Source organism: Salmonella sp. NW177 (genome assembly GCF_051811585.1).
GTDB lineage: Bacteria > Pseudomonadota > Gammaproteobacteria > Enterobacterales > Enterobacteriaceae > Salmonella > Salmonella enterica.
The window spans coordinates 59010-82512 of record NZ_JAMMZV010000011.1; the positions used below are offsets into that span (position 1 = coordinate 59010).

At 53.3% G+C, this 23503-nt stretch carries 22 protein-coding genes; 18 read left to right on the top strand and 4 right to left on the bottom strand.

Annotation, left to right across the window (positions count from 1 at the left end; translation table 11 throughout):
• Nucleotides 1-70 precede the first annotated feature (70 nt).
• The 3 genes from pldA to rhtC all read left to right on the top strand — a co-directional run bounded on the left by pldA (nt 71) and on the right by rhtC (nt 3537).
• Nucleotides 71-940, top strand: a complete 870-nt coding sequence (gene pldA, locus NA986_RS22755; RefSeq protein ID WP_001201692.1) for a phospholipase A — start codon at nt 71-73, stop codon at nt 938-940.
• An 83-nt stretch (nt 941-1023) separates the two neighbouring features.
• Nucleotides 1024-2853 carry an ATP-dependent DNA helicase RecQ gene (gene recQ / locus NA986_RS22760; RefSeq protein WP_023194994.1) on the top strand — a complete coding sequence of 610 codons (1830 nt, stop codon included), beginning with the start codon at nt 1024-1026 and terminating at the stop codon, nt 2851-2853.
• Nucleotides 2854-2916: 63 nt separating this feature from the next.
• Nucleotides 2917-3537: a threonine export protein RhtC gene (gene rhtC / locus NA986_RS22765; RefSeq protein WP_000980080.1), complete on the top strand. Its 621-nt coding sequence runs from the start codon at nt 2917-2919 to the stop codon at nt 3535-3537.
• Between the two features lie 39 nt (nt 3538-3576).
• On the opposite strand, the gene rhtB is transcribed toward rhtC, so the two are convergent.
• Nucleotides 3577-4197 (bottom strand): homoserine/homoserine lactone efflux protein, encoded by a 621-nt coding sequence (gene rhtB / locus NA986_RS22770; protein WP_000142523.1) that lies wholly within the window; start codon nt 4195-4197, stop codon nt 3577-3579.
• Nucleotides 4198-4307: 110 nt separating this feature from the next.
• Between rhtB and pldB the strand changes: the two genes are divergently transcribed.
• The 3 genes from pldB (at nt 4308) to NA986_RS22785 (ending at nt 7120) form a co-directional block, all read left to right on the top strand.
• A complete protein-coding gene (gene pldB / locus NA986_RS22775; protein ID WP_000487685.1) occupies nt 4308-5324 on the top strand; it encodes a lysophospholipase L2 in 1017 nt (338 codons plus the stop codon).
• Nucleotides 5325-5339: 15 nt separating this feature from the next.
• A complete protein-coding gene (yigL, locus tag NA986_RS22780) occupies nt 5340-6140 on the top strand; it encodes a sugar/pyridoxal phosphate phosphatase YigL (protein ID WP_023215729.1) in 801 nt (266 codons plus the stop codon).
• Nucleotides 6141-6220: 80 nt separating this feature from the next.
• A complete protein-coding gene (locus tag NA986_RS22785; protein WP_023215730.1) occupies nt 6221-7120 on the top strand; it encodes a carboxylate/amino acid/amine transporter in 900 nt (299 codons plus the stop codon).
• Here NA986_RS22785 and metR read toward each other — a convergent pair.
• Nucleotides 7008-7961 carry an HTH-type transcriptional regulator MetR gene (gene metR, locus NA986_RS22790; protein WP_000569786.1) on the bottom strand — a complete coding sequence of 318 codons (954 nt, stop codon included), beginning with the start codon at nt 7959-7961 and terminating at the stop codon, nt 7008-7010. The genes NA986_RS22785 and metR overlap by 113 nt on opposite strands.
• Nucleotides 7962-8196: 235 nt before the next feature.
• On the opposite strand from metR, the gene metE reads away from it, so the two are divergent.
• Together metE and NA986_RS22800 are read left to right on the top strand one after the other, a co-directional pair.
• A complete protein-coding gene (metE, locus tag NA986_RS22795) occupies nt 8197-10461 on the top strand; it encodes a 5-methyltetrahydropteroyltriglutamate--homocysteine S-methyltransferase (protein ID WP_023215731.1) in 2265 nt (754 codons plus the stop codon).
• 335 nt (nt 10462-10796) lie between these two features.
• Nucleotides 10797-12140 (top strand): anaerobic sulfatase maturase, encoded by a 1344-nt coding sequence (locus NA986_RS22800; RefSeq protein WP_021294455.1) that lies wholly within the window; start codon nt 10797-10799, stop codon nt 12138-12140.
• A gap of 79 nt (nt 12141-12219) precedes the next feature.
• Here NA986_RS22800 and NA986_RS22805 read toward each other — a convergent pair whose 3' ends face one another.
• Entirely contained in the window at nt 12220-13032 is an 813-nt protein-coding gene (locus tag NA986_RS22805; RefSeq protein WP_000213959.1) for a dienelactone hydrolase family protein, read from the bottom strand.
• A gap of 258 nt (nt 13033-13290) precedes the next feature.
• On the opposite strand from NA986_RS22805, the gene udp reads away from it, so the two are divergent.
• The 9 genes from udp (at nt 13291) to tatD (ending at nt 21343) form a co-directional block, all read left to right on the top strand.
• Nucleotides 13291-14052 (top strand): uridine phosphorylase, encoded by a 762-nt coding sequence (gene udp, locus NA986_RS22810; RefSeq protein ID WP_000045169.1) that lies wholly within the window; start codon nt 13291-13293, stop codon nt 14050-14052.
• Nucleotides 14053-14191: 139 nt separating this feature from the next.
• A complete protein-coding gene (rmuC, locus tag NA986_RS22815; protein ID WP_000355562.1) occupies nt 14192-15622 on the top strand; it encodes a DNA recombination protein RmuC in 1431 nt (476 codons plus the stop codon).
• Nucleotides 15623-15717: 95 nt separating this feature from the next.
• Entirely contained in the window at nt 15718-16473 is a 756-nt protein-coding gene (gene ubiE, locus NA986_RS22820; RefSeq protein WP_000229009.1) for a bifunctional demethylmenaquinone methyltransferase/2-methoxy-6-polyprenyl-1,4-benzoquinol methylase UbiE, read from the top strand.
• A 9-nt stretch (nt 16474-16482) separates the two neighbouring features.
• Nucleotides 16483-17088, top strand: coding sequence for a ubiquinone biosynthesis protein UbiJ (gene ubiJ, locus NA986_RS22825; RefSeq protein ID WP_001727022.1), 606 nt, complete (start codon nt 16483-16485; stop codon nt 17086-17088).
• Nucleotides 17085-18725 carry a ubiquinone biosynthesis regulatory protein kinase UbiB gene (gene ubiB, locus NA986_RS22830; RefSeq protein ID WP_000187559.1) on the top strand — a complete coding sequence of 547 codons (1641 nt, stop codon included), beginning with the start codon at nt 17085-17087 and terminating at the stop codon, nt 18723-18725. Before ubiJ ends, ubiB begins: the two co-directional genes overlap by 4 nt.
• 205 nt (nt 18726-18930) lie before the next feature.
• Nucleotides 18931-19185 (top strand): Sec-independent protein translocase subunit TatA, encoded by a 255-nt coding sequence (gene tatA / locus NA986_RS22835; protein WP_000508972.1) that lies wholly within the window; start codon nt 18931-18933, stop codon nt 19183-19185.
• 3 nt (nt 19186-19188) lie between these two features.
• Entirely contained in the window at nt 19189-19737 is a 549-nt protein-coding gene (gene tatB, locus NA986_RS22840; protein WP_000459612.1) for a Sec-independent protein translocase protein TatB, read from the top strand.
• Between the two features lie 2 nt (nt 19738-19739).
• Nucleotides 19740-20519: a Sec-independent protein translocase subunit TatC gene (gene tatC, locus NA986_RS22845; protein ID WP_000257554.1), complete on the top strand. Its 780-nt coding sequence runs from the start codon at nt 19740-19742 to the stop codon at nt 20517-20519.
• A gap of 41 nt (nt 20520-20560) precedes the next feature.
• A complete protein-coding gene (gene tatD, locus NA986_RS22850; RefSeq protein WP_000459637.1) occupies nt 20561-21343 on the top strand; it encodes a 3'-5' ssDNA/RNA exonuclease TatD in 783 nt (260 codons plus the stop codon).
• Between the two features lie 7 nt (nt 21344-21350).
• Here tatD and rfaH read toward each other — a convergent pair whose 3' ends face one another.
• Nucleotides 21351-21839: a transcription/translation regulatory transformer protein RfaH gene (gene rfaH, locus NA986_RS22855; protein WP_001192410.1), complete on the bottom strand. Its 489-nt coding sequence runs from the start codon at nt 21837-21839 to the stop codon at nt 21351-21353.
• A gap of 185 nt (nt 21840-22024) precedes the next feature.
• Between rfaH and ubiD the strand changes: the two genes are divergently transcribed.
• The gene (gene ubiD, locus NA986_RS22860) at nt 22025-23503 is read left to right on the top strand and encodes a 4-hydroxy-3-polyprenylbenzoate decarboxylase (RefSeq protein ID WP_000339760.1); all 1479 of its coding nucleotides are present in this window, start codon (nt 22025-22027) and stop codon (nt 23501-23503) included.

Sequence of the window (23503 nt, forward strand, 5' to 3'; positions counted from 1 at the left end):
TGTAAATATGTAAAAATGGTTGGCAGAGAATGATTCAAGCTGAAAATACTTCGTCAGGAGAACGTCAAGAATGCGGGCGATTTTGAGAGGGTTGTTGCCAGCCACGCTACTGCCATTAGCGGCATATGCACAAGAAGCTACGATAAAAGAGGTTCATGATGCGCCTGCAGTACGGGGAAGTATCATCGCTAACATGCTACAGGAGCATGATAACCCTTTTACGCTTTACCCTTATGACACGAACTACTTGATCTACACGAACACCAGCGATCTGAACAAAGAGGCCATAAGTACCTACAACTGGTCTGAAAACGCACGTAAAGATGAAGTGAAATTTCAGTTGAGCCTGGCGTTTCCGCTGTGGCGCGGAATACTGGGGCCGAACTCGGTACTGGGCGCTTCCTATACGCAGAAATCCTGGTGGCAGCTTTCCAACAGTAAAGAGTCTTCGCCGTTTCGCGAAACCAACTACGAACCGCAGCTTTTTCTTGGTTTTGCTACCGATTATCGCTTTGCCGGCTGGACGCTGCGCGACGTAGAGATGGGCTACAACCATGACTCTAACGGACGTTCGGACCCCACCTCGCGTAGCTGGAACCGTCTGTATACCCGTCTGATGGCCGAAAACGGTAACTGGCTGGTAGAGGTCAAACCGTGGTACGTGATTGGCAGTACCGACGATAATCCGGACATCACCAAATATATGGGTTATTACCAGCTTAAAATCGGTTATCACCTGGGCGAGGCGGTATTAAGTGCCAAAGGCCAGTACAACTGGAATACAGGCTACGGCGGCGCGGAAGTTGGATTAAGCTATCCGGTCACCAAACATGTCCGGCTTTATACCCAGGTGTACAGCGGCTATGGCGAATCGCTGATCGACTATAATTTTAATCAGACACGTGTCGGCGTCGGCGTGATGCTTAACGATATCTTCTGATTGGATTGTGTTTTAAACATTGCAGTTTCTCTCGCAGGCGCTGAAAATAGCGCCTGTTTTGATTTATGGTGAACGGGGTTAATGTGGCGCAGGCGGAAGTGTTGAATCTGGAATCAGGGGCCAAACAGGTTTTGCAGGAAACCTTTGGCTACCAACAGTTTCGCCCGGGCCAGGAAGCGATTATTGATACTGCGCTCTCCGGTCGCGACTGTCTGGTCGTCATGCCCACCGGCGGCGGCAAATCTCTGTGCTATCAAATCCCGGCGTTGTTGCTGGACGGATTGACCGTCGTCGTTTCGCCCCTGATCTCGTTGATGAAAGACCAGGTCGATCAGCTACTGGCGAACGGGGTGGCGGCGGCCTGTCTGAACTCCACTCAAAGCCGCGAGCAGCAGCTTGAGGTGATGGCGGGGTGCCGTACCGGACAGATTCGTCTGCTGTATATTGCGCCGGAACGCCTGATGCTGGACAACTTTCTTGATCATCTGGCGCACTGGAATCCGGTATTGCTGGCGGTGGATGAAGCGCACTGTATCTCGCAATGGGGGCATGATTTCCGTCCGGAATATGCGGCGCTCGGTCAGCTTCGCCAGCGTTTTCCCGCTTTGCCGTTTATGGCATTGACCGCCACCGCCGACGACACCACGCGCCAGGATATTATTCGTCTGCTTGGGCTTAACGATCCGTTAATCCAGATCAGTAGCTTTGACCGACCGAATATCCGCTACATGCTGATGGAGAAGTTTAAGCCGCTCGACCAGCTAATGCGCTATGTTCAGGAGCAACGCGGCAAATCGGGTATCATCTACTGCAACAGTCGGGCGAAAGTGGAAGATACCGCCGCGCGCTTGCAAAGTCGCGGCATTAGCGCGGCGGCCTATCATGCGGGGCTGGAAAACACTATTCGCGCCGATGTGCAGGAAAAATTTCAGCGCGACGATCTGCAAATCGTGGTGGCGACCGTCGCTTTTGGAATGGGCATAAACAAACCTAACGTACGTTTCGTCGTGCATTTCGATATCCCGCGCAATATTGAATCCTACTATCAGGAAACGGGCCGCGCCGGGCGCGACGGACTGCCTGCGGAAGCCATGCTATTTTACGATCCGGCTGATATGGCCTGGCTACGTCGTTGTCTGGAAGAGAAACCAGCCGGACAGCTTCAGGATATTGAACGGCATAAACTGAATGCGATGGGCGCTTTTGCCGAAGCGCAAACCTGCCGCCGCCTGGTATTGCTTAATTACTTTGGCGAAGGCCGACAAGAACCGTGCGGCAACTGCGATATCTGTCTCGATCCGCCCAAACAATATGATGGCTTAAACGATGCCCAGATTGCGCTTTCTACCATTGGTCGGGTTAACCAGCGTTTTGGCATGGGCTACGTTGTCGAGGTGATCCGCGGCGCGAATAACCAACGCATTCGCGATTTCGGTCATGACAAACTCAAGGTTTATGGCATGGGACGCGAAAAGAGCCATGAGCACTGGGTGAGCGTGATTCGCCAGCTCATTCATCTGGGGCTGGTAATGCAAAATATTGCGCAGCACTCCGCATTACAGTTGACGGATGCCGCGCGTCCGGTACTCCGTGGAGACGTTCCGCTAAAGCTTGCGGTGCCACGCATCGTCGCCCTCAAACCCCGCGTGATGCAGAAATCGTTCGGCGGTAATTACGATCGCAAATTGTTCGCTAAGTTGCGCAAGCTGCGTAAAGCTATCGCTGATGAAGAGAATATCCCGCCGTATGTGGTCTTTAACGACGCCACGCTGATAGAAATGGCGGAACAGATGCCGGTTTCCGCCAGCGAGATGTTAAGCGTTAACGGGGTTGGGATGCGCAAACTGGAGCGCTTCGGGAAAGAATTCATGGCGCTCATCCGCGCGCATGTCGATGGTGATGACGAAGAGTAGTCAGCCCGGCAAAAAAGTGCCAGGATGGTGACTCACTGAACTATTTCCCCGCGAGCCATTTTTATGATGATGCTATTTTTCACCGTGGCAATGGTGCACATCGTTGCGCTAATGAGCCCCGGCCCCGACTTTTTCTTCGTGTCTCAAACTGCTGTCAGCCGTTCGCGTAAAGAAGCGATGATGGGCGTACTGGGCATTACCTGCGGCGTGATGGTATGGGCGGGCGTGGCGCTGCTTGGCCTGCATCTCATCATCGAAAAAATGGCCTGGCTGCATACGATCATTATGGTAGGCGGCGGCCTGTACCTGTGCTGGATGGGCTATCAGATGCTGCGCGGCGCGCTGAAAAAACAGGATGCGGCGGCGTCTTCTCCGCACATTGAACTGGCGCAGAGCGGGCGCAGTTTTCTCAAAGGGCTGTTGACCAATCTGTCGAATCCTAAAGCGATTATCTATTTTGGTTCCGTTTTTTCACTGTTTGTCGGCGATAACGTCGGCGCTGCGGCGCGCTGGGGTATTTTCGCGTTAATCACCCTGGAAACGCTGGCCTGGTTTACCGTAGTCGCCAGCCTGTTCGCGCTGCCGAAAATGCGCCGCGGCTATCAGCGTCTGGCGAAATGGATTGATGGCTTTGCCGGCGCTTTGTTTGCGGGCTTTGGTATTCACCTGATTATTTCGCGTTAATTTACCTCCGGGCCGGATAAACATCATCCGGCACGACTATCACGCGTGTCTTGCCGACGCCAGGAGCGCGCCTACCAGCATAAACAACGAACCAAACGCTTTATTCAGCGCCTTCATCTGCTTTGGTCCTTTAATCCAGGCGGCAATGCGCTGCGCCAGCGTGGCGTAACCGGTCATCACAATCATATCCACCACAATCGTAGTGACGCCGAGAATGAGGTACTGCGCCAGTTGCGGTTGCTGCGGCATGATGAATTGCGGAAACAGGGCGGCAAGAAAGACAATACTTTTGGGATTGGTTAGATTGACAAATATCGCCCGTTTGAACAGTCGACCCCGCGATTGCGTCTGGGCGAGAGTATGCAGATCGATAGCGCCTGCGGCGCGCCATTGCTGGATACCCAGCCAGATAAGATAAGCCGCGCCAGCCCATTTCAGAATTTCAAAAGCGAGGAGAGAGCGCGAAAAGAGCGTACCCAGTCCGACGCCCACCAGTACGATATGTATCCCCAGTCCGGTCTGGAGTCCGGCGATAGAAGCCGCTGCGCCACGATATCCATGGTTGATAGACGTCGTCATGGTATTGATGGCGCCTGAACCCGGAGAAAGACTCAGCAGAGTTGAGGTCAGTAGATAGGCGAACCACCATTCAAAGGTCATGCGAAACTCCCTGGTTGTCTGTTTTTGTGCCACAATACGCTACTGCCGCTGTGTTGTGTCAGGCACGACGCAAAAAACGATTTTACCTGGTAAACGAGGCCGAAAACCCGATGTTTCAGCAGCAAAATGACTGGGAAACAAGAGAAAATGCGTTTGCCGCTTTTGCTATGGGGCCGCTGACCGATTTCTGGCGTCAGCGGGAAGAGGCAGAGTTTATCGGCGTGGGTAACATTCCGGTGCGCTTTGTCCGTTTTCGAAATGATTCCAACGATCGGACGATCGTCATTTGTCCTGGCCGCATTGAGAGTTATGTAAAATACGCTGAACTGGCGTATGACCTTTTTCATCTCGGTTTTGATATCTTCATCATCGACCACCGTGGTCAAGGGCGCTCCGGGCGGATGTTATCGGACCCGCATCGGGGCCACGTTGATCATTTTAACGATTATGTTGAGGACTTAGCGGCGTTCTGGCAGCAGGAAATTGAGCCGGGGCCGTGGCGTAAGCGTTATATCCTGGCGCACTCAATGGGGGGCGCGATAGCCACTCTGTTCCTGCAACGCCATCGTGTGCGGTGCGACGCTATTGCGCTCACCGCGCCGATGTTTGGTATTGTGATACGCTTGCCTTCCTTTATGGTGCGCCATATTCTCGACTGGGCCGAAGGGCACCAGCGTATCCGTGAAGATTACGCTATTGGTACTGGTCAGTGGCGGGCGTTGCCGTTTGGGATGAATGCGCTGACCCACAGCCGCCAGCGTTATCAGCGCAACTTACGATTTTATGCCGACGAGCCGCAGCTGCGCGTTGGCGGCCCCACCTGGCATTGGGTACGCGAAGGCATTCTGGCGGGTGAGCAGGTACTGGCCGGGGCGAGCGATGACACGACGCCTACGCTACTGATTCAGGCGGAAGAAGAGCGGGTAGTGGATAACCGCACCCACGATCGTTTTTGTGAAATTCGCGCCGCGGCGGGATACCCTTGTGAAGGGGGAAAACCGCTGGTTATCAAAGGCGCGTACCATGAGATCCTTTTTGAAAAGGACGCCATGCGCTCAGTCGCGCTTAACGCCATTGTTGAATTTTTCAACAAGCCTAATTTATCCAGCGGAAATCGCTTTGCTTAGAGGTTAAATTTTATTATGTATCAGGTTGTTGCGTCTGATTTAGATGGCACGCTGCTCTCCCCCGACCATACGTTGTCCCCTTATGCCAAAGAGACTCTGAAGCTGTTGACCGCACGCGGCATCCATTTTGTCTTTGCCACTGGTCGTCATCATGTCGATGTAGGGCAAATCCGCGATAATCTTGAAATCAAGTCTTACATGATCACCTCCAACGGCGCGCGAGTGCACGATACCGACGGGAATTTGGTTTTTACGCATAATCTGGACAGCGACATTGCCAGCGACCTGTTCGGGGTGGTGAATGCGAACCCGGACATCGTGACTAACGTTTATCGCGACGACGAATGGTTTATGAATCGTCATCGCCCCGATGAAATGCGTTTTTTCAAAGAGGCGGTATTTAACTACTCGTTGTTTGAGCCTGCGCTGCTGGAGCCGGAGGGCGTCAGCAAAGTGTTTTTCACCAGCGACACTCATGAAAAGTTGTTGCCGCTGGAGCAGGCGATTAACGCGCGCTGGGGCGATCGGGTAAACGTGAGCTTCTCTACGCTAACCTGTCTGGAAGTGATGGCGGGCGGAGTGTCGAAAGGTCATGCGCTGGAAGCGGTCGCTCAGGCGATGGGGTACAGCCTGAAAGAGTGTATCGCCTTTGGCGACGGAATGAACGACGCTGAAATGCTCACGATGGCGGGCAAAGGCTGCATCATGGGCAATGCGCACCAGCGTCTGAAAGACCTGTATCCCGAACTTGAGGTGATCGGCATCAACGCGGATAACGCCGTGCCGCATTACCTGCACGATCTTTTCTTACGCTGATGTGATTGTTTGTTAGTTGACCAGTTGTCAACTTCACTCTCCGCTACAATGGGTGTTCCCTGTTTTAAGAGACATCCATTGTGGCGCTACTCATCATTACCACTATCCTGTGGGCTTTCTCCTTTAGTTTATTTGGCGAGTATCTTGCCGGGCATGTCGATAGCTATTTCGCGGTGCTGATACGCGTTGGGCTGGCGGCGCTCGTTTTTCTGCCGTTTTTGCGTACTCGCGGGCACAACCTAAAAACCATCAGCCTGTATATGCTGGTGGGGGCGATGCAGCTTGGCATCATGTATATGTTGAGCTTCCATGCTTACCTCTACCTGACCGTATCCGAACTGCTGCTGTTTACCGTTCTGACGCCGCTCTATATCACGCTGATTTACGATGTGATGAGTCAGCGTCGTTTGCGCTGGGGCTATGCATTTAGCGCGTTGTTGGCGGTGATTGGCGCCGGGATTATTCGCTACGATCGCGTGACCGACCATTTTTGGGTCGGTTTGCTCCTGGTGCAGCTTTCTAATATCAGTTTCGCTATCGGAATGGTGGGGTATAAACGTCTGATGGAGACCCGTCCCATGCCGCAGCACAACGCCTTTGCGTGGTTCTATCTGGGGGCGTTTTTGGTGGCGGCGGTGGCGTGGTCGCTGTTGGGGAACGCGCAAAAGCTGCCGGAAACCACGCTGCAATGGAGCATTCTGGTGTTTCTCGGCGTGGTGGCGTCCGGCATTGGCTACTTTATGTGGAACTATGGCGCTACCCAGGTAGACGCCGGGACTCTGGGTATCATGAATAATATGCATGTTCCCGCAGGACTGCTGGTTAATCTTGCCATCTGGCATCAGCAGCCCCACTGGCCAAGCTTTATTACAGGCGCGGCTGTGATCCTGGCTTCGCTGTGGGGGCATCGAAAATGGGTCGCTCCGCGCTCCGCACAAACGGCAGATGATCGCAGGCGTGATCCCGCGTCGAGCGAATAAACGCCTCGGTCACCGCCTGACGCTGGTCGCCGTCGCGCACGGCGGCATACAGGCGGCTCCACAGACCATCACCCAGGGTTTTGGTCACCACCAGACCCTGGCGCTCAACGCTTTCCACCACCCAGTGCGGCAGGGCGGCAATGCCCATTCTGGCCGCCACCATCTGAATCAGCAGTAGCGTATTATCCACGCTTTTCAGCAGCGGACTGATACCCGCCGGTTGCAGGAAATGTCGCCAGACATCCAGTCGGCTGCGCTGCACCGGGTAAATCAACAGCGTTTCGCTGGCTAAATCTTCCGGCGTAATCTGCGTTTTGCTGGCCAGCGGATGGTCGGGCGCCAGCACCAGTCGGACTTCAAAATCAAACATCGGCGAATAATGCAGCCCGCTGCGCGGCAAAATATCCGACGTCATCACCAAATCCAGCTCGCCTTGTTGCAAGGCCGGTTGCGGATCAAAAGTGACGCCGGATGTGAAATCCATTTCTACCTGCGGCCAGCTTGCACGGAAGTTTTCCAGCGCCGGGGTCAGCCACTGAATACAGCTATGACATTCAATAGCGATGCGCAGACGAGTTTGCTGCGGTTCGTTGCACGCCTGCAGCGCACGGCTGATTTGCGGCAGCACCTGGTTTGCCAGTTGCAGCAGAACTTCCCCCTGCGGCGTAAAGCGTAGCGGCTGGCTTTTACGCACGAACAGGCGGAAGCCAAGGCGTTGTTCCAGATCGCTGAACTGATGAGACAGAGCGGATTGGGTCTGGTGCAGCACCGCAGCAGCAGCAGCCAGCGATCCACTATTCCGCAATGCCTGGAGTGTTTTCAGATGTTTAATTTCGATCATGAAAGTCCTTCACTTCGCCATGAACAAATTGCGCTTGAGGAATATACAGTACCTTTACATTATGGATGTGTAAACATCCAGACGTCCAAAATCCGTCGTCTTTTAAATTGATGGTGCGTTGGCTGCGTTTCCTCACCCCGGTCACTTACTGATGTAAGCTCCCGGGGATGAGCAAACTTGCCGCCTTCCCTGAATTTAAAATACTTAGGATTTACATATAATTAGAGGAAGTAAAATGACAATATTGACTCATACCCTCGGTTTTCCTCGCGTTGGCCTGCGTCGCGAGTTGAAAAAAGCGCAAGAGAGCTACTGGGCGGGGAACACAACGCGTGAAGCGTTACTGGCGGTGGGCCGCGAACTGCGCGCGCGTCACTGGGAGCAGCAGAAACAAGCGGGTATTGACCTGTTACCGGTAGGCGACTTTGCCTGGTACGACCATGTTCTGACCACCAGCCTGCTGTTAGGCAATGTGCCGGCTCGTCATCAGAACAACGACGGTTCCGTGGACATCGACACTCTGTTCCGCATTGGTCGCGGTCGCGCGCCAACCGGCGAACCGGCGGCGGCAGCGGAAATGACCAAATGGTTTAATACTAACTATCACTGCATAGTACCGGAGTTCAGCAAAGGCCAGCAGTTCAGACTCACCTGGACACAATTGCTGGAGGAAGTGGACGAAGCGCTGGCGCTGGGGCATAAGATCAAACCCGTACTGCTGGGGCCTGTCACGTATCTGTGGCTGGGTAAAGTGAAAGGCGAGCCGTTTGACCGCCTGACGTTGCTGAAAGACATTTTGCCGGTGTATCAGCACGTACTGGCTGAACTGGCAAAACGTGGTATTGAGTGGGTCCAAATTGATGAGCCAGCGCTGGTGCTGGAACTGCCGCAGGCGTGGCTGGATGCCTTCAAACCGGCTTACGACGCGCTCGCCGGCCAGGTGAAGCTGTTGCTGACGACCTATTTTGAAGGCGTGACGCCAAACCTGGACACTATTATCGCGCTACCGGTACAGGGGTTACATGTTGACCTCATTCATGGCAAAGATGATGTAGCGGAACTGCATCAACGTCTGCCGGTCGACTGGCTGCTCTCCGCAGGCTTGATTAACGGGCGTAATGTCTGGCGCGCCGATTTGACCGAAAAATACGCGCAGATTAACGCCCTTGTGGGCAAACGCGCGCTGTGGGTAGCATCCTCCTGCTCTTTGCTGCACAGCCCGATCGATCTCAGCGTCGAAACGCGTCTGGATACGGAAGTTAAAAGCTGGTTTGCCTTTGCGCTGCAAAAATGCGGTGAACTGGCGTTGCTGCGCGATGCGCTGAACAGCGGCGAAACGGCGGCGCTTGAGGAATGGAGCGCACCGATTCAGGCTCGTCGTCACTCCCGTCGCGTACATAATGCCGCGGTAGAAAAACGCCTGGCGGCGATCACCGCGCAGGACAGCCAGCGTGAGAATCCGTATGAGGTGCGCGCTGAAGCGCAACGCGCCCGCTTTAAACTTCCCGCCTGGCCGACGACGACTATCGGTTCGTTTCCGCAAACCACGGAAATTCGCGGCCTGCGTCTGGACTTCAAAAAGGGCAACCTCGACGCGAATAACTACCGCACCGGCATCGCCGAACATATCAAACAGGCTATCATCGAGCAGGAGCGTTTAGGGCTGGATGTGCTGGTACACGGCGAAGCCGAGCGAAACGACATGGTGGAATACTTCGGCGAGCATCTGGACGGCTTCGTCTTTACCCAGAATGGTTGGGTGCAAAGCTATGGCTCCCGCTGTGTGAAACCGCCGGTAGTGATTGGCGATATCAGCCGTCCGGCACCGATTACCGTGGAGTGGGCGAAATATGCCCAGTCGCTGACCGACAAGCCGGTAAAAGGGATGTTGACCGGCCCGGTGACTATTCTTTGCTGGTCATTCCCCCGCGAAGACGTGACCCGCGAAACGATTGCGAAACAGATTGCGCTGGCGCTGCGTGATGAAGTCGCGGATCTGGAGGCGGCGGGGATTGGGATTATTCAGATCGACGAACCGGCGCTGCGTGAAGGTTTACCATTGCGTCGCAGCGACTGGGACGCCTATCTGGAATGGGGTGTGGAAGCCTTCCGCATCAACGCGGCGGTGGCGAAGGATGAAACTCAGATCCACACCCACATGTGTTACTGCGAGTTCAACGACATTATGGATTCGATCGCCGCGCTGGACGCGGATGTGATCACCATTGAGACCTCCCGCTCGGATATGGAGTTGCTGGAGTCGTTCGAAGCGTTCGACTACCCGAACGAAATCGGGCCGGGCGTGTACGATATTCACTCGCCGAACGTGCCGAGCGTCGAGTGGATTGAAGCCCTGCTGAAGAAGGCGGCACAACGTATTCCGGCACAACGCCTGTGGGTGAATCCGGACTGCGGTCTGAAAACTCGCGGTTGGCCGGAAACCCGCGCGGCGTTAGCGAACATGGTCAAAGCGGCGCACAATCTGCGTCAGGCGAAATAACCCATCCTGACCGCTGCGTTTATCCGGCAGCAATGCGGCGCTACCCTTTGACGGGTAGCGCCCGTGTCTGACCCTGATTAACAGCGCCTCTTTCTTCTCATTTCCCTTTTTCTTATTTTCCGCGCTGTCTTTTTCAGGATCTGGCTATTTGGCGATCTTGATAATAAAAAGGTTCTCCGTATGAATGACAACCAGGCTGATAGCGTCCCTGGAAGCAGCGCGGCGGATTTTATTGCCTCGCAGATCGTTTTTCCTGTCATGATCGCCCAGCGCTCTCATAGCACAAAACGAGGTTTTCCATTCTGTTATGTTCCCTGGCGACGATAAACGTCGCATTGTCTCATGGCGCTGGTGAACCTTATTTTTTAACGGAGATGTCTGACATGGCGGTAGCAGGTTGTCACGTAATGGCCAAACCCGGCGGCGCGATCTGCAATATTGATTGCACATATTGCTTCTATCTTGAAAAAGAGGCGCTGTACCCGGAACGCAATAAAAACTGGCGAATGTCGGACGAGACGCTGGAACAGTTTATACGCCAGCATATTGCCGCGCAGAGTGGCGACCGCATTGACTTTGCCTGGCAGGGCGGCGAACCGACCATGATGGGGCTACCGTTTTTCCGCCGGGTTGTCGCATTATGTGAAAAGTACGGCGATGGGCGAAAAATCACTCATGCGTTGCAGACGAACGGCATCCTGGTGAATGACGAGTGGGCGCGCTTTTTCGCTGAACAGCATTTTCTCATCGGTCTCTCTATCGACGGCCCGGCGTCGTTACACAACCACTATCGGCTTAATCGCGCTGGAAAAGGAACTCATGAACAGGTCGTCGCAGCAATGGCGCGGCTTAAAGCGCACCATGTCGACTTTAATACCTTAACCGTCGTGGGAAAACATAACGTCGGTCATGCAGCAGACGTCTACGAATTTCTTCTGGCGGCGGGATCGCGTTTTATTCAGTTTATCCCGCTGGTAGAGCGAATGAGCACCGATAACTCATCGGTACTTAATCTGGTGATGCCCGGCGAAAGCGCGGCGACGCTGGCGCCATGGACGGTACCGTCGTGGCAATATGGCGAATTTCTCAACCAGATCTTTGATATCTGGGTTCGTCGCGACGTAGACCGCGTCTATGTGCAGATGTTTGACGTGGCGTTAGCCGCCTGGACGGCGCAGCAGCCGGTACTGTGTGTACATTCCGAGACTTGTGGACATGCCTTTGCGTTGGAGTCGAACGGCGATCTCTACAACTGCGACCACTTTGTCTACCCGGAGCATCTGCTGGGGAATATCCACCAGCACAGCATCAAAACCTTAAATAATAGCGAGCGGGCTATTGCGTTTGGCGAGGCCAAGCGGGAGACCCTGACCGCCGATTGTCGTCGCTGTGACTACCGCTTTGCGTGTCATGGCGGCTGTCCGAAGCATCGCTTTGCCGTCTCGCCGTCCGGTCATCCTGCGCATAATTACTTGTGTGCGGGCTATAAGCATTTTTTCCAGCACGTTACGCCGTATATGAATGTCTGGCGGGAGCTGCTGGCGCAAGGCTATCCGATGGCATCGATCATGCGCTGGCTGGCGCAGGACGCGCGTAAAGACACAGGAGCCGTCAGTCGTAACCATCTCTGTCCCTGTGGCAGCGGCAAAAAATATAAAAAATGCTGTGGTAAAGCATAGCTAACGTGGCGATGACGCTTTGTTGAGCCTATACCGACTCCGGTCTCGTAGGCCCAACAAACATCGTAATGCGCTGTGGTTAGCCTTTTTTCCCACCGTACTGCGCGAACCATTCCAGCATTCTTTGCCAGCCGTCTTTCGCTGAGGCTTCGTGGTAGCCCGGACGATAATCGGCATTAAACGCGTGCCCTGCATCGGGATAGACCACGATTTCCGCCTTCGCATTAGCGGCGCGTAGCGCCTGACGCATGGTTTCCACGCTCTCCTGTGGAATACTGGTATCCTGCCCGCCGTATAAACCCAGTACCGGCGCGTTAAGATCGGTGGCGATATCAACGGGATGCTTCGGCGAATTGAGTGACGTGTCGCCCACCAGCTTGCCGTACCACGCTACCGCCGCTTTTAACTGTGGGTTGTGCGCGGCGTACAGCCAGGTAATTCGGCCTCCCCAACAAAAACCGGTGATCATCAGCCGATGCGCGTCTCCGCCGTTGCGCGAAGCCCAACTGGCGACGTGATCCAGGTCGGCAAGGACTTGCGAATCCGGTACTTTAGCCACCAGCCCGCTCAATAATGTGGGTATATCGGCGAAATCATTGGGGTCGCCTTCGCGGAAATAGAGTTCCGGCGCGATAGCGAGATAGCCTTCCAGCGCCAGTCGTCGGCAAATATCGCGAATGTGTTCATGTACGCCAAAAATTTCCTGTACCACAATGACCACAGGCAGCGCGCCGTCGCTCGCTTTTGGTCTGGCGTAATAGGCTGGCATATCGTCGCCCTGAGAGGGAATCGACGTTATCCCCGCGCTAATGGCCCCATCAGGCGTATGAATCATCGTAGGGGCAAGTGGGGAAGCTGCAGGTGCAAAGCCGGATGGATGTGTCGTTGTCATGGTATTCTCCGTACCCTTAAAAAATAGCGCAATCTTAACTATAGACAGTGTGTAACAAACCACATTGCCTTAAAGCGGCTATCTTTTGTGCAATGCCTGGCGATATTGATTATTTATTGTGATGTGCATCACTTTTTAATGGTAAGCGAGTGCAATTGTTTTACGCCATAGTGATGGCTGTCACGAAAATATCTTTATGCCTTAGGTAAAGTGTCTCTTTGCTTCTTCTGACAAACCCGATTCACAGAGGAGTTTTATATGTCCAAGTCTGATGTTTTTCATCTCGGCCTCACCAAAAACGATTTACAAGGGGCCCAGCTCGCCATCGTCCCTGGCGATCCTGAGCGTGTGGAAAAGATCGCCGCGCTGATGGATAAGCCGGTTAAGCTGGCATCTCACCGCGAATTCACCTCCTGGCGCGCTGAGCTGGATGGCAAAGCAGTTATCGTTTGCTCTACCGGTATCGGTGGCCCGTCTACCTCTATTGCCGTGGAAGAACTGGCGCAACTGGGTATTCGTACCTTCTTGCGTATCGGCACCACGGGGGCTATTCAGCCGCACATTAACGTCGGCGACGTTCTGGTAACGACCGCATCCGTACGTCTGGATGGGGCGAGCCTGCATTTTGCGCCGATGGAATTCCCGGCGGTTGCCGACTTTGCCTGCACCACTGCGCTGGTTGAAGCCGCGAAATCGATTGGTGCCACGACTCACGTTGGCGTAACCGCCTCTTCCGACACTTTCTATCCGGGTCAGGAACGTTATGACACCTATTCTGGCCGCGTTGTTCGTCGCTTCAAAGGCTCTATGGAAGAGTGGCAGGCGATGGGCGTAATGAACTACGAAATGGAATCCGCTACGCTGTTAACCATGTGCGCAAGCCAGGGGTTACGCGCAGGTATGGTGGCGGGCGTTATCGTTAACCGTACCCAACAAGAGATTCCGAATGCGGAAACGATGAAACAAACTGAAAGCCACGCGGTGAAAATCGTCGTGGAAGCGGCCCGTCGTCTGCTGTAATTCTCCTCTCTTTTGCAAAGGCCGACGCGTTCGGCCTTTTCTTTTTGCGTGGCGCCTCGCAGGAAATCCCTTTTAAACTGGACGTTTATACAGCACAATTCTATTTTGTGCAGGACAGTGTGGTTCCAGGAGAGGTGTTGTGGATATTACTCTTATGATAAGCGCCGTCGTGGCGCTGGCGGCTGGGGCGGTGATTGGCTGGCTGGCGACGAAAGCGCACGCCGATCAAATCCGCGCCGATCTTATCGAAGAACGGCGTGAGCTGGATATCGAACTTAGCGCGGCCCGGCAGCAATTAGCGCAAGAAGCGCACTGGCGCAGTGAATGCGAGTTACTTAATAACGAACTGCGTAGCCTGCACAGTATTAATACCTCTCTGGAAGCCGATCTGCGTGAAGTCACGACCCGTCTGGAAGCGACTCAGCAACACGCGGAAGACAAAATCCGTCAGATGATCAACAGCGAACAGCGTTTAAGCGAGCAGTTTGAAAATCTGGCGAATCGTATCTTTGAACACAGTAATCGTCGCGTAGACGAACAAAACCGACAAAGCCTGAATAGCCTGCTGACGCCGCTGCGTGAGCAACTGGACGGTTTTCGCCGCCAGGTTCAGGAGAGTTTTGGCAAAGAAGCGCAGGAGCGGCATACGCTGGCGCACGAAATTCGTAATTTGCAGCAGCTTAACGCGCAAATGGCGCAGGAAGCGATCAACCTGACGCGCGCCCTGAAAGGGGACAATAAGGCGCAAGGAAACTGGGGCGAAGTTGTGCTGGCGCGGGTGCTGGAGGCATCCGGACTGCGTGAAGGCTACGAATACGAAACCCAGGTCAGTATTGAGAACGATGCGCGCTCGCGGATGCAGCCGGATGTCATCGTCCGCTTGCCGCAGGGCAAAGATGTGGTCATCGACGCTAAAATGACGTTGGTCGCCTACGAGCGTTACTTTAACGCTGAAGATGACTACACGCGCGAGGCCGCTTTACAAGAGCACATCGCCTCGGTGCGCAATCATATTCGCTTACTGGGGCGTAAAGACTACCAGCAGCTTCCCGGCCTCCGCTCGCTGGACTATGTTCTGATGTTTATCCCCGTAGAACCCGCTTTCCTGCTGGCGTTAGATAAACAGCCCGAACTGATAACCGAGGCGCTGAAAAATAACATTATGCTGGTAAGCCCCACGACGCTGCTGGTGGCGTTACGGACAATCGCCAACCTGTGGCGCTATGAACACCAGAGCCGCAATGCGCAGCACATCGCGGACAGAGCCAGTAAGCTCTACGATAAAATGCGATTGTTCGTTGATGATATGTCAGCGATCGGTCAGAGTCTGGATAAAGCGCAGGATAACTACCGCCAGGCGATGAAAAAACTTGCGTCGGGGCGTGGCAACGTTTTGGCGCAGGCGGAGGCTTTCCGGGGGCTAGGCGTGGAAATCAAACGCGAGATTAATCCGGATTTAGCGGAACAGGCCGTTACGCAAGATGAAGAATATCGTTTACGATCGATCCCTGAAGGGCGGCAGGATGAACATTATCCCAATGATGAACGGGTGAAGCAGCAGTTAAGTTAACCCATACGGAGTAGTTTAGTCCTGGCGCAGAGTAGGGCAAATTGGCCCAATCTGTTACACTTCTTGAACATTTTTATCGATAAGCAGGCACTGAGATGGTGGAAGATTCACAAGAAACGACGCACTTTGGCTTTCAGACCGTCGCTAAAGAGCAGAAAGCTGACATGGTGGCCCACGTTTTTCATTCTGTGGCGTCAAAGTACGATGTGATGAATGATTTAATGTCATTTGGCATTCATCGTTTGTGGAAGCGCTTCACCATTGATTGCAGTGGCGTGCGTCGTGGACAAACCGTTCTCGATTTAGCGGGCGGTACGGGCGATCTTACCGCGAAATTTTCACGTATGGTCGGGGAAACTGGCAAAGTTATCCTGGCGGATATTAATGATTCTATGCTCAAAATGGGGCGTGAGAAGCTGCGTAATATCGGCGTGATCGGCAACGTAGAGTATGTGCAGGCGAATGCCGAAGCTCTGCCTTTCCCTGATAATACGTTTGATTGCATTACCATTTCGTTTGGTTTGCGCAATGTAACGGAAAAAGAAAAAGCGCTGCGGTCAATGTTCCGTGTGTTGAAACCCGGCGGACGTTTACTGGTGCTTGAATTTTCCAAGCCTATCATTGAGCCGCTGAGTAAAGCGTATGACGCCTATTCTTTCCATATTTTACCGCGTATTGGCTCGATGGTTGCGAACGATGCGGATAGCTATCGGTATCTCGCGGAATCCATCCGTATGCATCCCGATCAGGATACCTTAAAAGCCATGATGCAGGACGCCGGATTTGAGAGCGTGGATTATTACAATCTGACGGCGGGCGTTGTGGCATTGCACCGTGGTTATAAATTCTAGGAGGGTGGAATGCCTTTTAAACCCTTAGTGACCGCAGGAATTGAAGGTCTCCTCAATACGTTTCTGTATCGTTCGCCAGCGCTGAAATCAGCCAGAACGCGCTTACAGGGAAAAGTACTGTGTGTGAAACTAAAGGGATTTTCGACGCCATTAGTCCTGGTATTCAGTGAACGCCAGGTTGATGTGCTGGGGGCATGGGAAGGCGAAGCGGACTGTACGGTAATCACTCAAGCTAGCGTTTTGCCAAAACTACGCGATCGTCAGCAGTTGGCCACGCTTATTCGCAGCGGCGAACTGGAAGTGCAGGGCGATATTCAGGTCGTGCAAAATTTTGTGGCGCTCGCCGATCTCGCCGAATTCGATCCTGCGGAGCTGTTGGCGCCATACACGGGTGATATTGCGGCGGAAAGTATCGGTAAGGTCGTGCGTGGCGGGGCTAAATTCCTGCGCCACGGGTTTCAACGCCAGCAGCGTTATGCCGCTGAAGCGATCACTGAAGAGTGGCGTATGGCGCCTGGCCCGCTGGAAGTCGCATGGTTTGCCGAAGAAACCGCGGCTGTTGAGCGCGCCGTAGATTCTCTGACCACACGGCTGGAAAAACTGGAGGCCAAATGACGCCAGGTGAAGTACGGCGCCTATATTTCATCATCCGCACGTTTTTAAGCTACGGCCTTGATGAACTCATCCCCCGAATGCGTCTTACACTGCCACTCCGATTATGGCGCTATTCGCTGTTCTGGATGCCAAACCGGCATAAAGATAAATTGCTGGGTGAACGATTAAGACTGGCGTTGCAAGAGCTGGGACCGGTCTGGATAAAATTTGGTCAGATGCTCTCCACGCGCCGTGACCTGTTCCCGCCGCAAATCGCCGATCAGCTCGCTTTGCTCCAGGATAAAGTCGCGCCATTCGATGGTCGGCTGGCGAAAGCCCAGATTGAAGAGGCGATGGGGGGGCTACCAGTCGAAGCCTGGTTTGACGACTTTGATATCCAGCCTTTAGCGTCGGCGTCAATCGCCCAGGTACATACCGCGCGATTGAAATCAAACGGTAAAGAAGTGGTTATTAAGGTCATTCGCCCGGATATTTTGCCGGTAATTCAGGCAGACCTGAAACTGATTTATCGCCTTGCTCGCTGGGTACCACGCCTGTTGCCGGATGGGCGTCGTCTGCGCCCGACGGAAGTGGTGCGTGAGTATGAGAAAACGCTGATCGATGAGCTGAATCTGCTGCGGGAATCGGCCAACGCAATTCAGTTACGCCGCAATTTTGAAAATAGTCCCATGCTGTATATCCCGGAGGTGTACTCCGATTACTGTAGCCAGAACATGATGGTGATGGAGCGGATATACGGCATTCCGGTTTCGGATGTGGCGGCCCTGGAAAAGAACGGCACCAACATGAAACTGCTGGCGGAACGCGGGGTTAAAGTTTTCTTCACCCAGGTTTTCCGCGACAGCTTTTTCCATGCGGACATGCATCCGGGAAATATTTTTGTCAGCCATGAACACCCTGAAAATCCGCAATATATCGGCATTGACTGCGGTATCGTCGGGTCGCTAAACAAAGAAGATAAGCGTTATCTGGCTGAAAACTTTATCGCGTTTTTTAATCGCGATTACCGAAAGGTGGCAGAACTGCATGTCGATTCAGGCTGGGTTCCGCCAGATACCAACGTTGAAGATTTTGAGTTTGCCATCCGCACCGTCTGTGAACCTATTTTTGAAAAGCCGCTCGCGGAAATCTCGTTTGGTCATGTGTTGTTAAACCTTTTCAATACAGCGCGTCGATTTAACATGGAAGTCCAGCCGCAACTGGTGTTGTTGCAGAAAACATTATTGTATGTTGAAGGGGTTGGGCGGCAACTTTATCCTCAGCTTGATTTGTGGAAAACGGCGAAGCCGTTTCTTGAGTCCTGGATCAAAGATCAGGTGGGTATTCCGGCTCTCACGCGGGCTCTTAAAGAAAAAGCGCCGTTCTGGGTCGAAAAAATGCCAGAAATACCTGAACTGGTGTACGACAGTTTGCGCCAGGGCAAATATTTACAGCACAGTGTTGATAAGATTGCGCGCGAGTTACAGGTAAACCATGTGCGCCAAAGTCAGTCTCGTTATTTATTGGGAATTGGCGCAACGCTGTTACTGAGCGGGTCATTCTTACTCGTCAACCGCCCTGAATGGGGATTGATGCCTGGCTGGCTCATGGTCGGCGGCGTAGTGGTCTGGCTGGTTGGCTGGCGTAAAACTCGTTGAGATTTTTTATCGCTCAACGCCGGTTGTGTCACGCAGGTACATATTATCACTCGAGGCAGTACTCAGGCCGCAAGTCAATGTCGTCCCGGTCGTATGTAAAAGTATGTGAATAGGGCGGGCGAAAGCGGCTAACAAAGAGGCAGCGCGAAGGATAATGTGTATAATGCGGCCCTATTAATTCATCATCTATCACAGAGGAACATGTATGGGTGGTATCAGTATTTGGCAGTTGTTGATTGTTGCCGTTATCGTCGTACTGCTGTTCGGCACCAAAAAACTCGGTTCCATCGGTTCCGATCTTGGCGCGTCTATCAAAGGCTTTAAAAAGGCCATGAGCGATGATGATGCCAAACAGGATAAAACCAGTCAGGACGCTGATTTTACCGCTAAATCTATCGCGGATAAGCAAGGCGAAGCGAAAAAGGAAGACGCTAAAAGCCAAGATAAAGAGCAGGTATAATCTGTGTTTGATATCGGTTTTAGCGAACTGCTGTTAGTGTTCGTTATCGGCCTCATTGTGTTGGGGCCGCAACGATTGCCAGTAGCGGTAAAAACGGTAGCGGGCTGGATTCGCGCGTTGCGGTCCCTTGCGACAACGGTTCAGAATGAACTGACTCAGGAACTGAAACTTCAGGAGTTCCAGGACAGTCTGAAAAAAGTCGAAAAGGCGAGCCTGGAAAATCTGACTCCCGAACTGAAAGCATCTATGGATGAACTGCGTCAGGCGGCGGAGTCGATGAAACGCACCTACAGCGCTAACGATCCCGAACAAGCGAGCGATGAAGCGCATACCATCCATAATCCGGTGGTAAAAGGGAACGAAACGCAGCATGAGGGCGTCACCCCTGCCGCCGCTGAAACACAGGCGAGCGCGCCGGAACAAAAGCCGGAGCCCGTTAAAGCTAACGTGCCTGAGTCGACGGAAACCGCTTCCGTAGCCACGATAGACGCCGAGAAGAAATCCGCTGCGCCTGTTGTCGAATCTTCCCCCTCGTCGAGTGATAAACCGTAAACATGGCTGTAGAAGATACTCAACCGCTTATCACGCATCTGATCGAGTTGCGTAAGCGCCTGCTAAACTGCATCGTCGCAGTACTTCTGATTTTTCTGGCGTTAATTTATTTCGCCAATGATATTTATCATTTAGTCGCCGCACCGCTGATTAAACAGATGCCGCAAGGGGCGACAATGATTGCGACGGATGTGGCGTCGCCGTTTTTTACGCCTATCAAACTCACCTTCATGGTGTCTTTGATCTTATCCGCGCCTGTCATTTTGTACCAGGTTTGGGCCTTTATCGCCCCGGCGCTGTATAAGCATGAGCGTCGTCTGGTCGTACCGCTGCTGGTATCCAGCTCGCTGCTTTTCTACATTGGTATGGCCTTCGCCTATTTTGTCGTATTCCCTTTGGCCTTTGGTTTCCTGACGCATACGGCGCCGGAAGGGGTACAGGTTTCGACAGATATCGCCAGCTATCTTAGCTTTGTCATGGCGCTTTTTATGGCCTTTGGCGTAGCCTTTGAAGTGCCGGTGGCGATTGTGTTGCTGTGCTGGATGGGCATCACCACGCCAGAAGATTTGCGTAAAAAACGGCCTTATATCCTGGTCGGGGCATTCATTGTGGGAATGCTGCTTACGCCGCCAGATGTTTTCTCGCAAACGTTGCTGGCGATACCGATGTACTGCCTGTTTGAAATTGGCGTTTTCTGCTCACGCTTTTATGTCGGTAAGCGACGGACGCGCGACGAAGATAACGAGGCCGAAACCGAAAAGGCCGAGCACACTGAAGACTAAACACAACCGCCCGCCAGGGCGGTTGTCATATGGGGGCAAGCATGTTTGATATTGGCGTTAATTTAACCAGTAGCCAGTTTGCAAAAGATCGTGATGATGTGGTCGCCCGTGCGTTTGCGGCGGGAGTAAAAGGTATGCTACTGACCGGAACGAACATCCATGAAAGTCAGCAGGCGTTAAAACTGGCGCGGCGCTACCCCCATTGTTGGTCGACGGCTGGCGTCCATCCCCATGACAGCAGTCAGTGGTCACCCGCGTCTGAAGACGCCATTATTGCGCTGGCGAACCAGCCAGAAGTCGTCGCTATCGGTGAGTGCGGGCTGGATTTCAATCGCAATTTTTCCACGCCGCAGGAGCAGGAGCGTGCCTTTCAGGCGCAGCTACAAATTGCCGCCGAATTGCAGATGCCAATCTTTATGCACTGCCGGGACGCGCATGAGCGATTTCTGGCATTGCTTGATCCCTGGCTGGATAGTCTTCCTGGTGCAATACTGCACTGCTTTACCGGTTCACGCCAGCAAATGCAGGCCTGTGTGGATAGAGGGCTCTATATCGGTATTACCGGGTGGGTTTGCGACGAACGACGCGGGCTTGAGCTACGTGAACTCTTACCGTTTATTCCAGCGGAAAAGCTACTGATAGAAACCGACGCGCCGTATCTGTTGCCTCGCGATCTTACGCCGAAACCAACGTCACGACGCAACGAGCCCGCGTATCTGCCTCACATCCTGGAGCGCATAGCGCTATGGCGTGGTGAAGATCCGCAATGGTTAGCGGCGATGACAGATGCCAACGCCAGAACCTTATTTGAGGTCGTATTCTGAACGATAGCTAAATCTTGCGAAAACCGGTGTTTTTTACGCTCTGCTTCACTTCTTTATTGAGTAAATTAAGCAGTAACATCGAACGCGTTTCGCCATCCGGCTCGGTAAAAATCGCTTTCAGCCCTTCAAATGCGCCTTCCGTGATGATGACGCTATCGCCGGGATAGGGGGTTTCAGGATCGACAACGCCTTCGGGCTTGTAGATAGAAAGCTGATGAATAACGCTGGAAGGCACGATCGCAGGATGCGCGCCAAAGCGCACAAAATGGCTGACGCCGCGCGTGGCGTTGATTGTAGTGGTATGTATCACTTCCGGATCAAATTCAACGAACAGATAATTAGGAAAGAGCGGTTCGCTGACGGAGGTACGTTTTCCGCGTACCATTTTTTCCAGGGTGATCATCGGTGTCAGGCAACTTACCGCTTGTCTTTCGAGGTGTTCCTGAGCACGCTGAAGTTGCCCGCGTTTGCAGTACAGTAAATACCAGGATTGCATAATGACTCTTATCCGCTTGTTCGGGGCGCAAGCATAGCAAAAGCCATGCGCGAAGTTAATTATACACTTCATCCTTTAAGCCGTATCTGGATTAGCGTTGGTTGCCAGAGTTCACGCTAATTTAACAAAAATACAGCATCCCGATGATGAACGCCGTATAATGATGCGCTTACCAAGAGGCTACAATGGACGCCATGAAATATCACGATTTACGCGACTTCCTGACGCTACTTGAGCAGCAGGGGGAACTAAAACGCATCACGCTACCTGTGGATCCTCATCTGGAAATCACGGAAATCGCTGACCGCACGCTGCGTGCCGGTGGACCGGCGTTGCTGTTTGAAAATCCTAAAGGTTACGCCATGCCGGTGCTGTGCAACCTTTTTGGCACGCCAAAACGCGTGGCGATGGGCATGGGGCAGGATGATGTTTCCGCATTACGGGAAGTGGGTAAATTATTAGCGTTTCTGAAAGAACCTGAGCCGCCGAAAGGCTTTCGCGATCTGTTTGACAAGCTGCCGCAGTTTAAGCAAGTGCTGAATATGCCAACGAAACGGTTACGCGGCGCGCCTTGCCAGCAGAAAATCGCGTCTGGCGATGATGTCGATTTAACGCGTCTTCCAGTCATGACCTGTTGGCCGGACGACGCCGCGCCGCTGATTACCTGGGGACTGACGGTAACGCGTGGCCCGCACAAAGAACGGCAAAACCTGGGCATTTATCGTCAGCAGTTGATAGGTAAAAATAAGCTGATTATGCGCTGGCTGTCTCACCGCGGCGGCGCGCTGGATTTTCAGGAGTGGTTAGCCGCGCGTCCGGGTGAACGTTTCCCGGTCTCCGTCGCATTGGGCGCCGATCCGGCGACGATACTTGGCGCCGTGACTCCTGTTCCCGATACTCTGTCGGAGTATGCCTTTGCGGGCCTGCTGCGCGGCACGAAAACTGAAGTGGTTAAATGCCTTTCTAACGATCTGGAAGTGCCTGCCAGCGCCGAGATTATCCTTGAAGGTTACATTGAGCCGGGAGAGATGGCGCCGGAAGGACCGTATGGCGATCATACGGGCTATTATAATGAAGTGGATAACTTTCCGGTCTTTACCGTCACGCATATTACGCAGCGTGAGGATGCCATCTATCACTCTACCTATACCGGGCGTCCGCCCGATGAGCCTGCGGTATTAGGGGTGGCGCTCAATGAAGTCTTCGTGCCTATTCTGCAAAAACAGTTTCCGGAAATCGTCGACTTTTATCTGCCGCCGGAAGGGTGTTCTTACCGCCTGGCGGTAGTGACGATGAAAAAGCAGTACGCTGGTCATGCGAAACGCGTCATGATGGGCGTCTGGTCGTTTTTGCGCCAGTTTATGTATACGAAATTTGTTATCGTTTGCGATGATGACGTTAACGCACGCGACTGGAATGATGTGATCTGGGCGATTACCACCCGTATGGACCCTGCGCGGGATACGGTGCTGGTTGAAAATACGCCGATTGACTACCTGGATTTTGCCTCGCCGGTCTCCGGGCTGGGTTCAAAAATGGGGCTGGATGCCACAAACAAATGGCCGGGCGAAACCCAACGCGAGTGGGGTCGTCCTATTGTTAAAGATCCTGAAGTTACCGCGCGTATTGATGCGATTTGGGATGAGCTGGCTATCTTTAAATAA

What these genes read in the sequence shown, in the direction of transcription:
- tatC (WP_000257554.1), top strand. Translation starts at nt 19,740, where the DNA reads ATGGCTGTAGAAGATACTCAACCGCTTATCACGCATCTGATCGAGTTG.
- pldA (WP_001201692.1), top strand. Translation starts at nt 71, where the DNA reads ATGCGGGCGATTTTGAGAGGGTTGTTGCCAGCCACGCTACTGCCATTA.
- ubiJ (WP_001727022.1), top strand. Translation starts at nt 16,483, where the DNA reads ATGCCTTTTAAACCCTTAGTGACCGCAGGAATTGAAGGTCTCCTCAAT.
- rhtC (WP_000980080.1), top strand. Translation starts at nt 2,917, where the DNA reads ATGATGATGCTATTTTTCACCGTGGCAATGGTGCACATCGTTGCGCTA.
- NA986_RS22805 (WP_000213959.1), bottom strand. Translation starts at nt 13,032, where the DNA reads ATGACAACGACACATCCATCCGGCTTTGCACCTGCAGCTTCCCCACTT.
- rfaH (WP_001192410.1), bottom strand. Translation starts at nt 21,839, where the DNA reads ATGCAATCCTGGTATTTACTGTACTGCAAACGCGGGCAACTTCAGCGT.
- tatA (WP_000508972.1), top strand. Translation starts at nt 18,931, where the DNA reads ATGGGTGGTATCAGTATTTGGCAGTTGTTGATTGTTGCCGTTATCGTC.
- pldB (WP_000487685.1), top strand. Translation starts at nt 4,308, where the DNA reads ATGTTTCAGCAGCAAAATGACTGGGAAACAAGAGAAAATGCGTTTGCC.
- udp (WP_000045169.1), top strand. Translation starts at nt 13,291, where the DNA reads ATGTCCAAGTCTGATGTTTTTCATCTCGGCCTCACCAAAAACGATTTA.
- rhtB (WP_000142523.1), bottom strand. Translation starts at nt 4,197, where the DNA reads ATGACCTTTGAATGGTGGTTCGCCTATCTACTGACCTCAACTCTGCTG.
- ubiB (WP_000187559.1), top strand. Translation starts at nt 17,085, where the DNA reads ATGACGCCAGGTGAAGTACGGCGCCTATATTTCATCATCCGCACGTTT.
- ubiD (WP_000339760.1), top strand. Translation starts at nt 22,025, where the DNA reads ATGGACGCCATGAAATATCACGATTTACGCGACTTCCTGACGCTACTT.
- ubiE (WP_000229009.1), top strand. Translation starts at nt 15,718, where the DNA reads ATGGTGGAAGATTCACAAGAAACGACGCACTTTGGCTTTCAGACCGTC.
- tatD (WP_000459637.1), top strand. Translation starts at nt 20,561, where the DNA reads ATGTTTGATATTGGCGTTAATTTAACCAGTAGCCAGTTTGCAAAAGAT.
- metE (WP_023215731.1), top strand. Translation starts at nt 8,197, where the DNA reads ATGACAATATTGACTCATACCCTCGGTTTTCCTCGCGTTGGCCTGCGT.
- metR (WP_000569786.1), bottom strand. Translation starts at nt 7,961, where the DNA reads ATGATCGAAATTAAACATCTGAAAACACTCCAGGCATTGCGGAATAGT.
- yigL (WP_023215729.1), top strand. Translation starts at nt 5,340, where the DNA reads ATGTATCAGGTTGTTGCGTCTGATTTAGATGGCACGCTGCTCTCCCCC.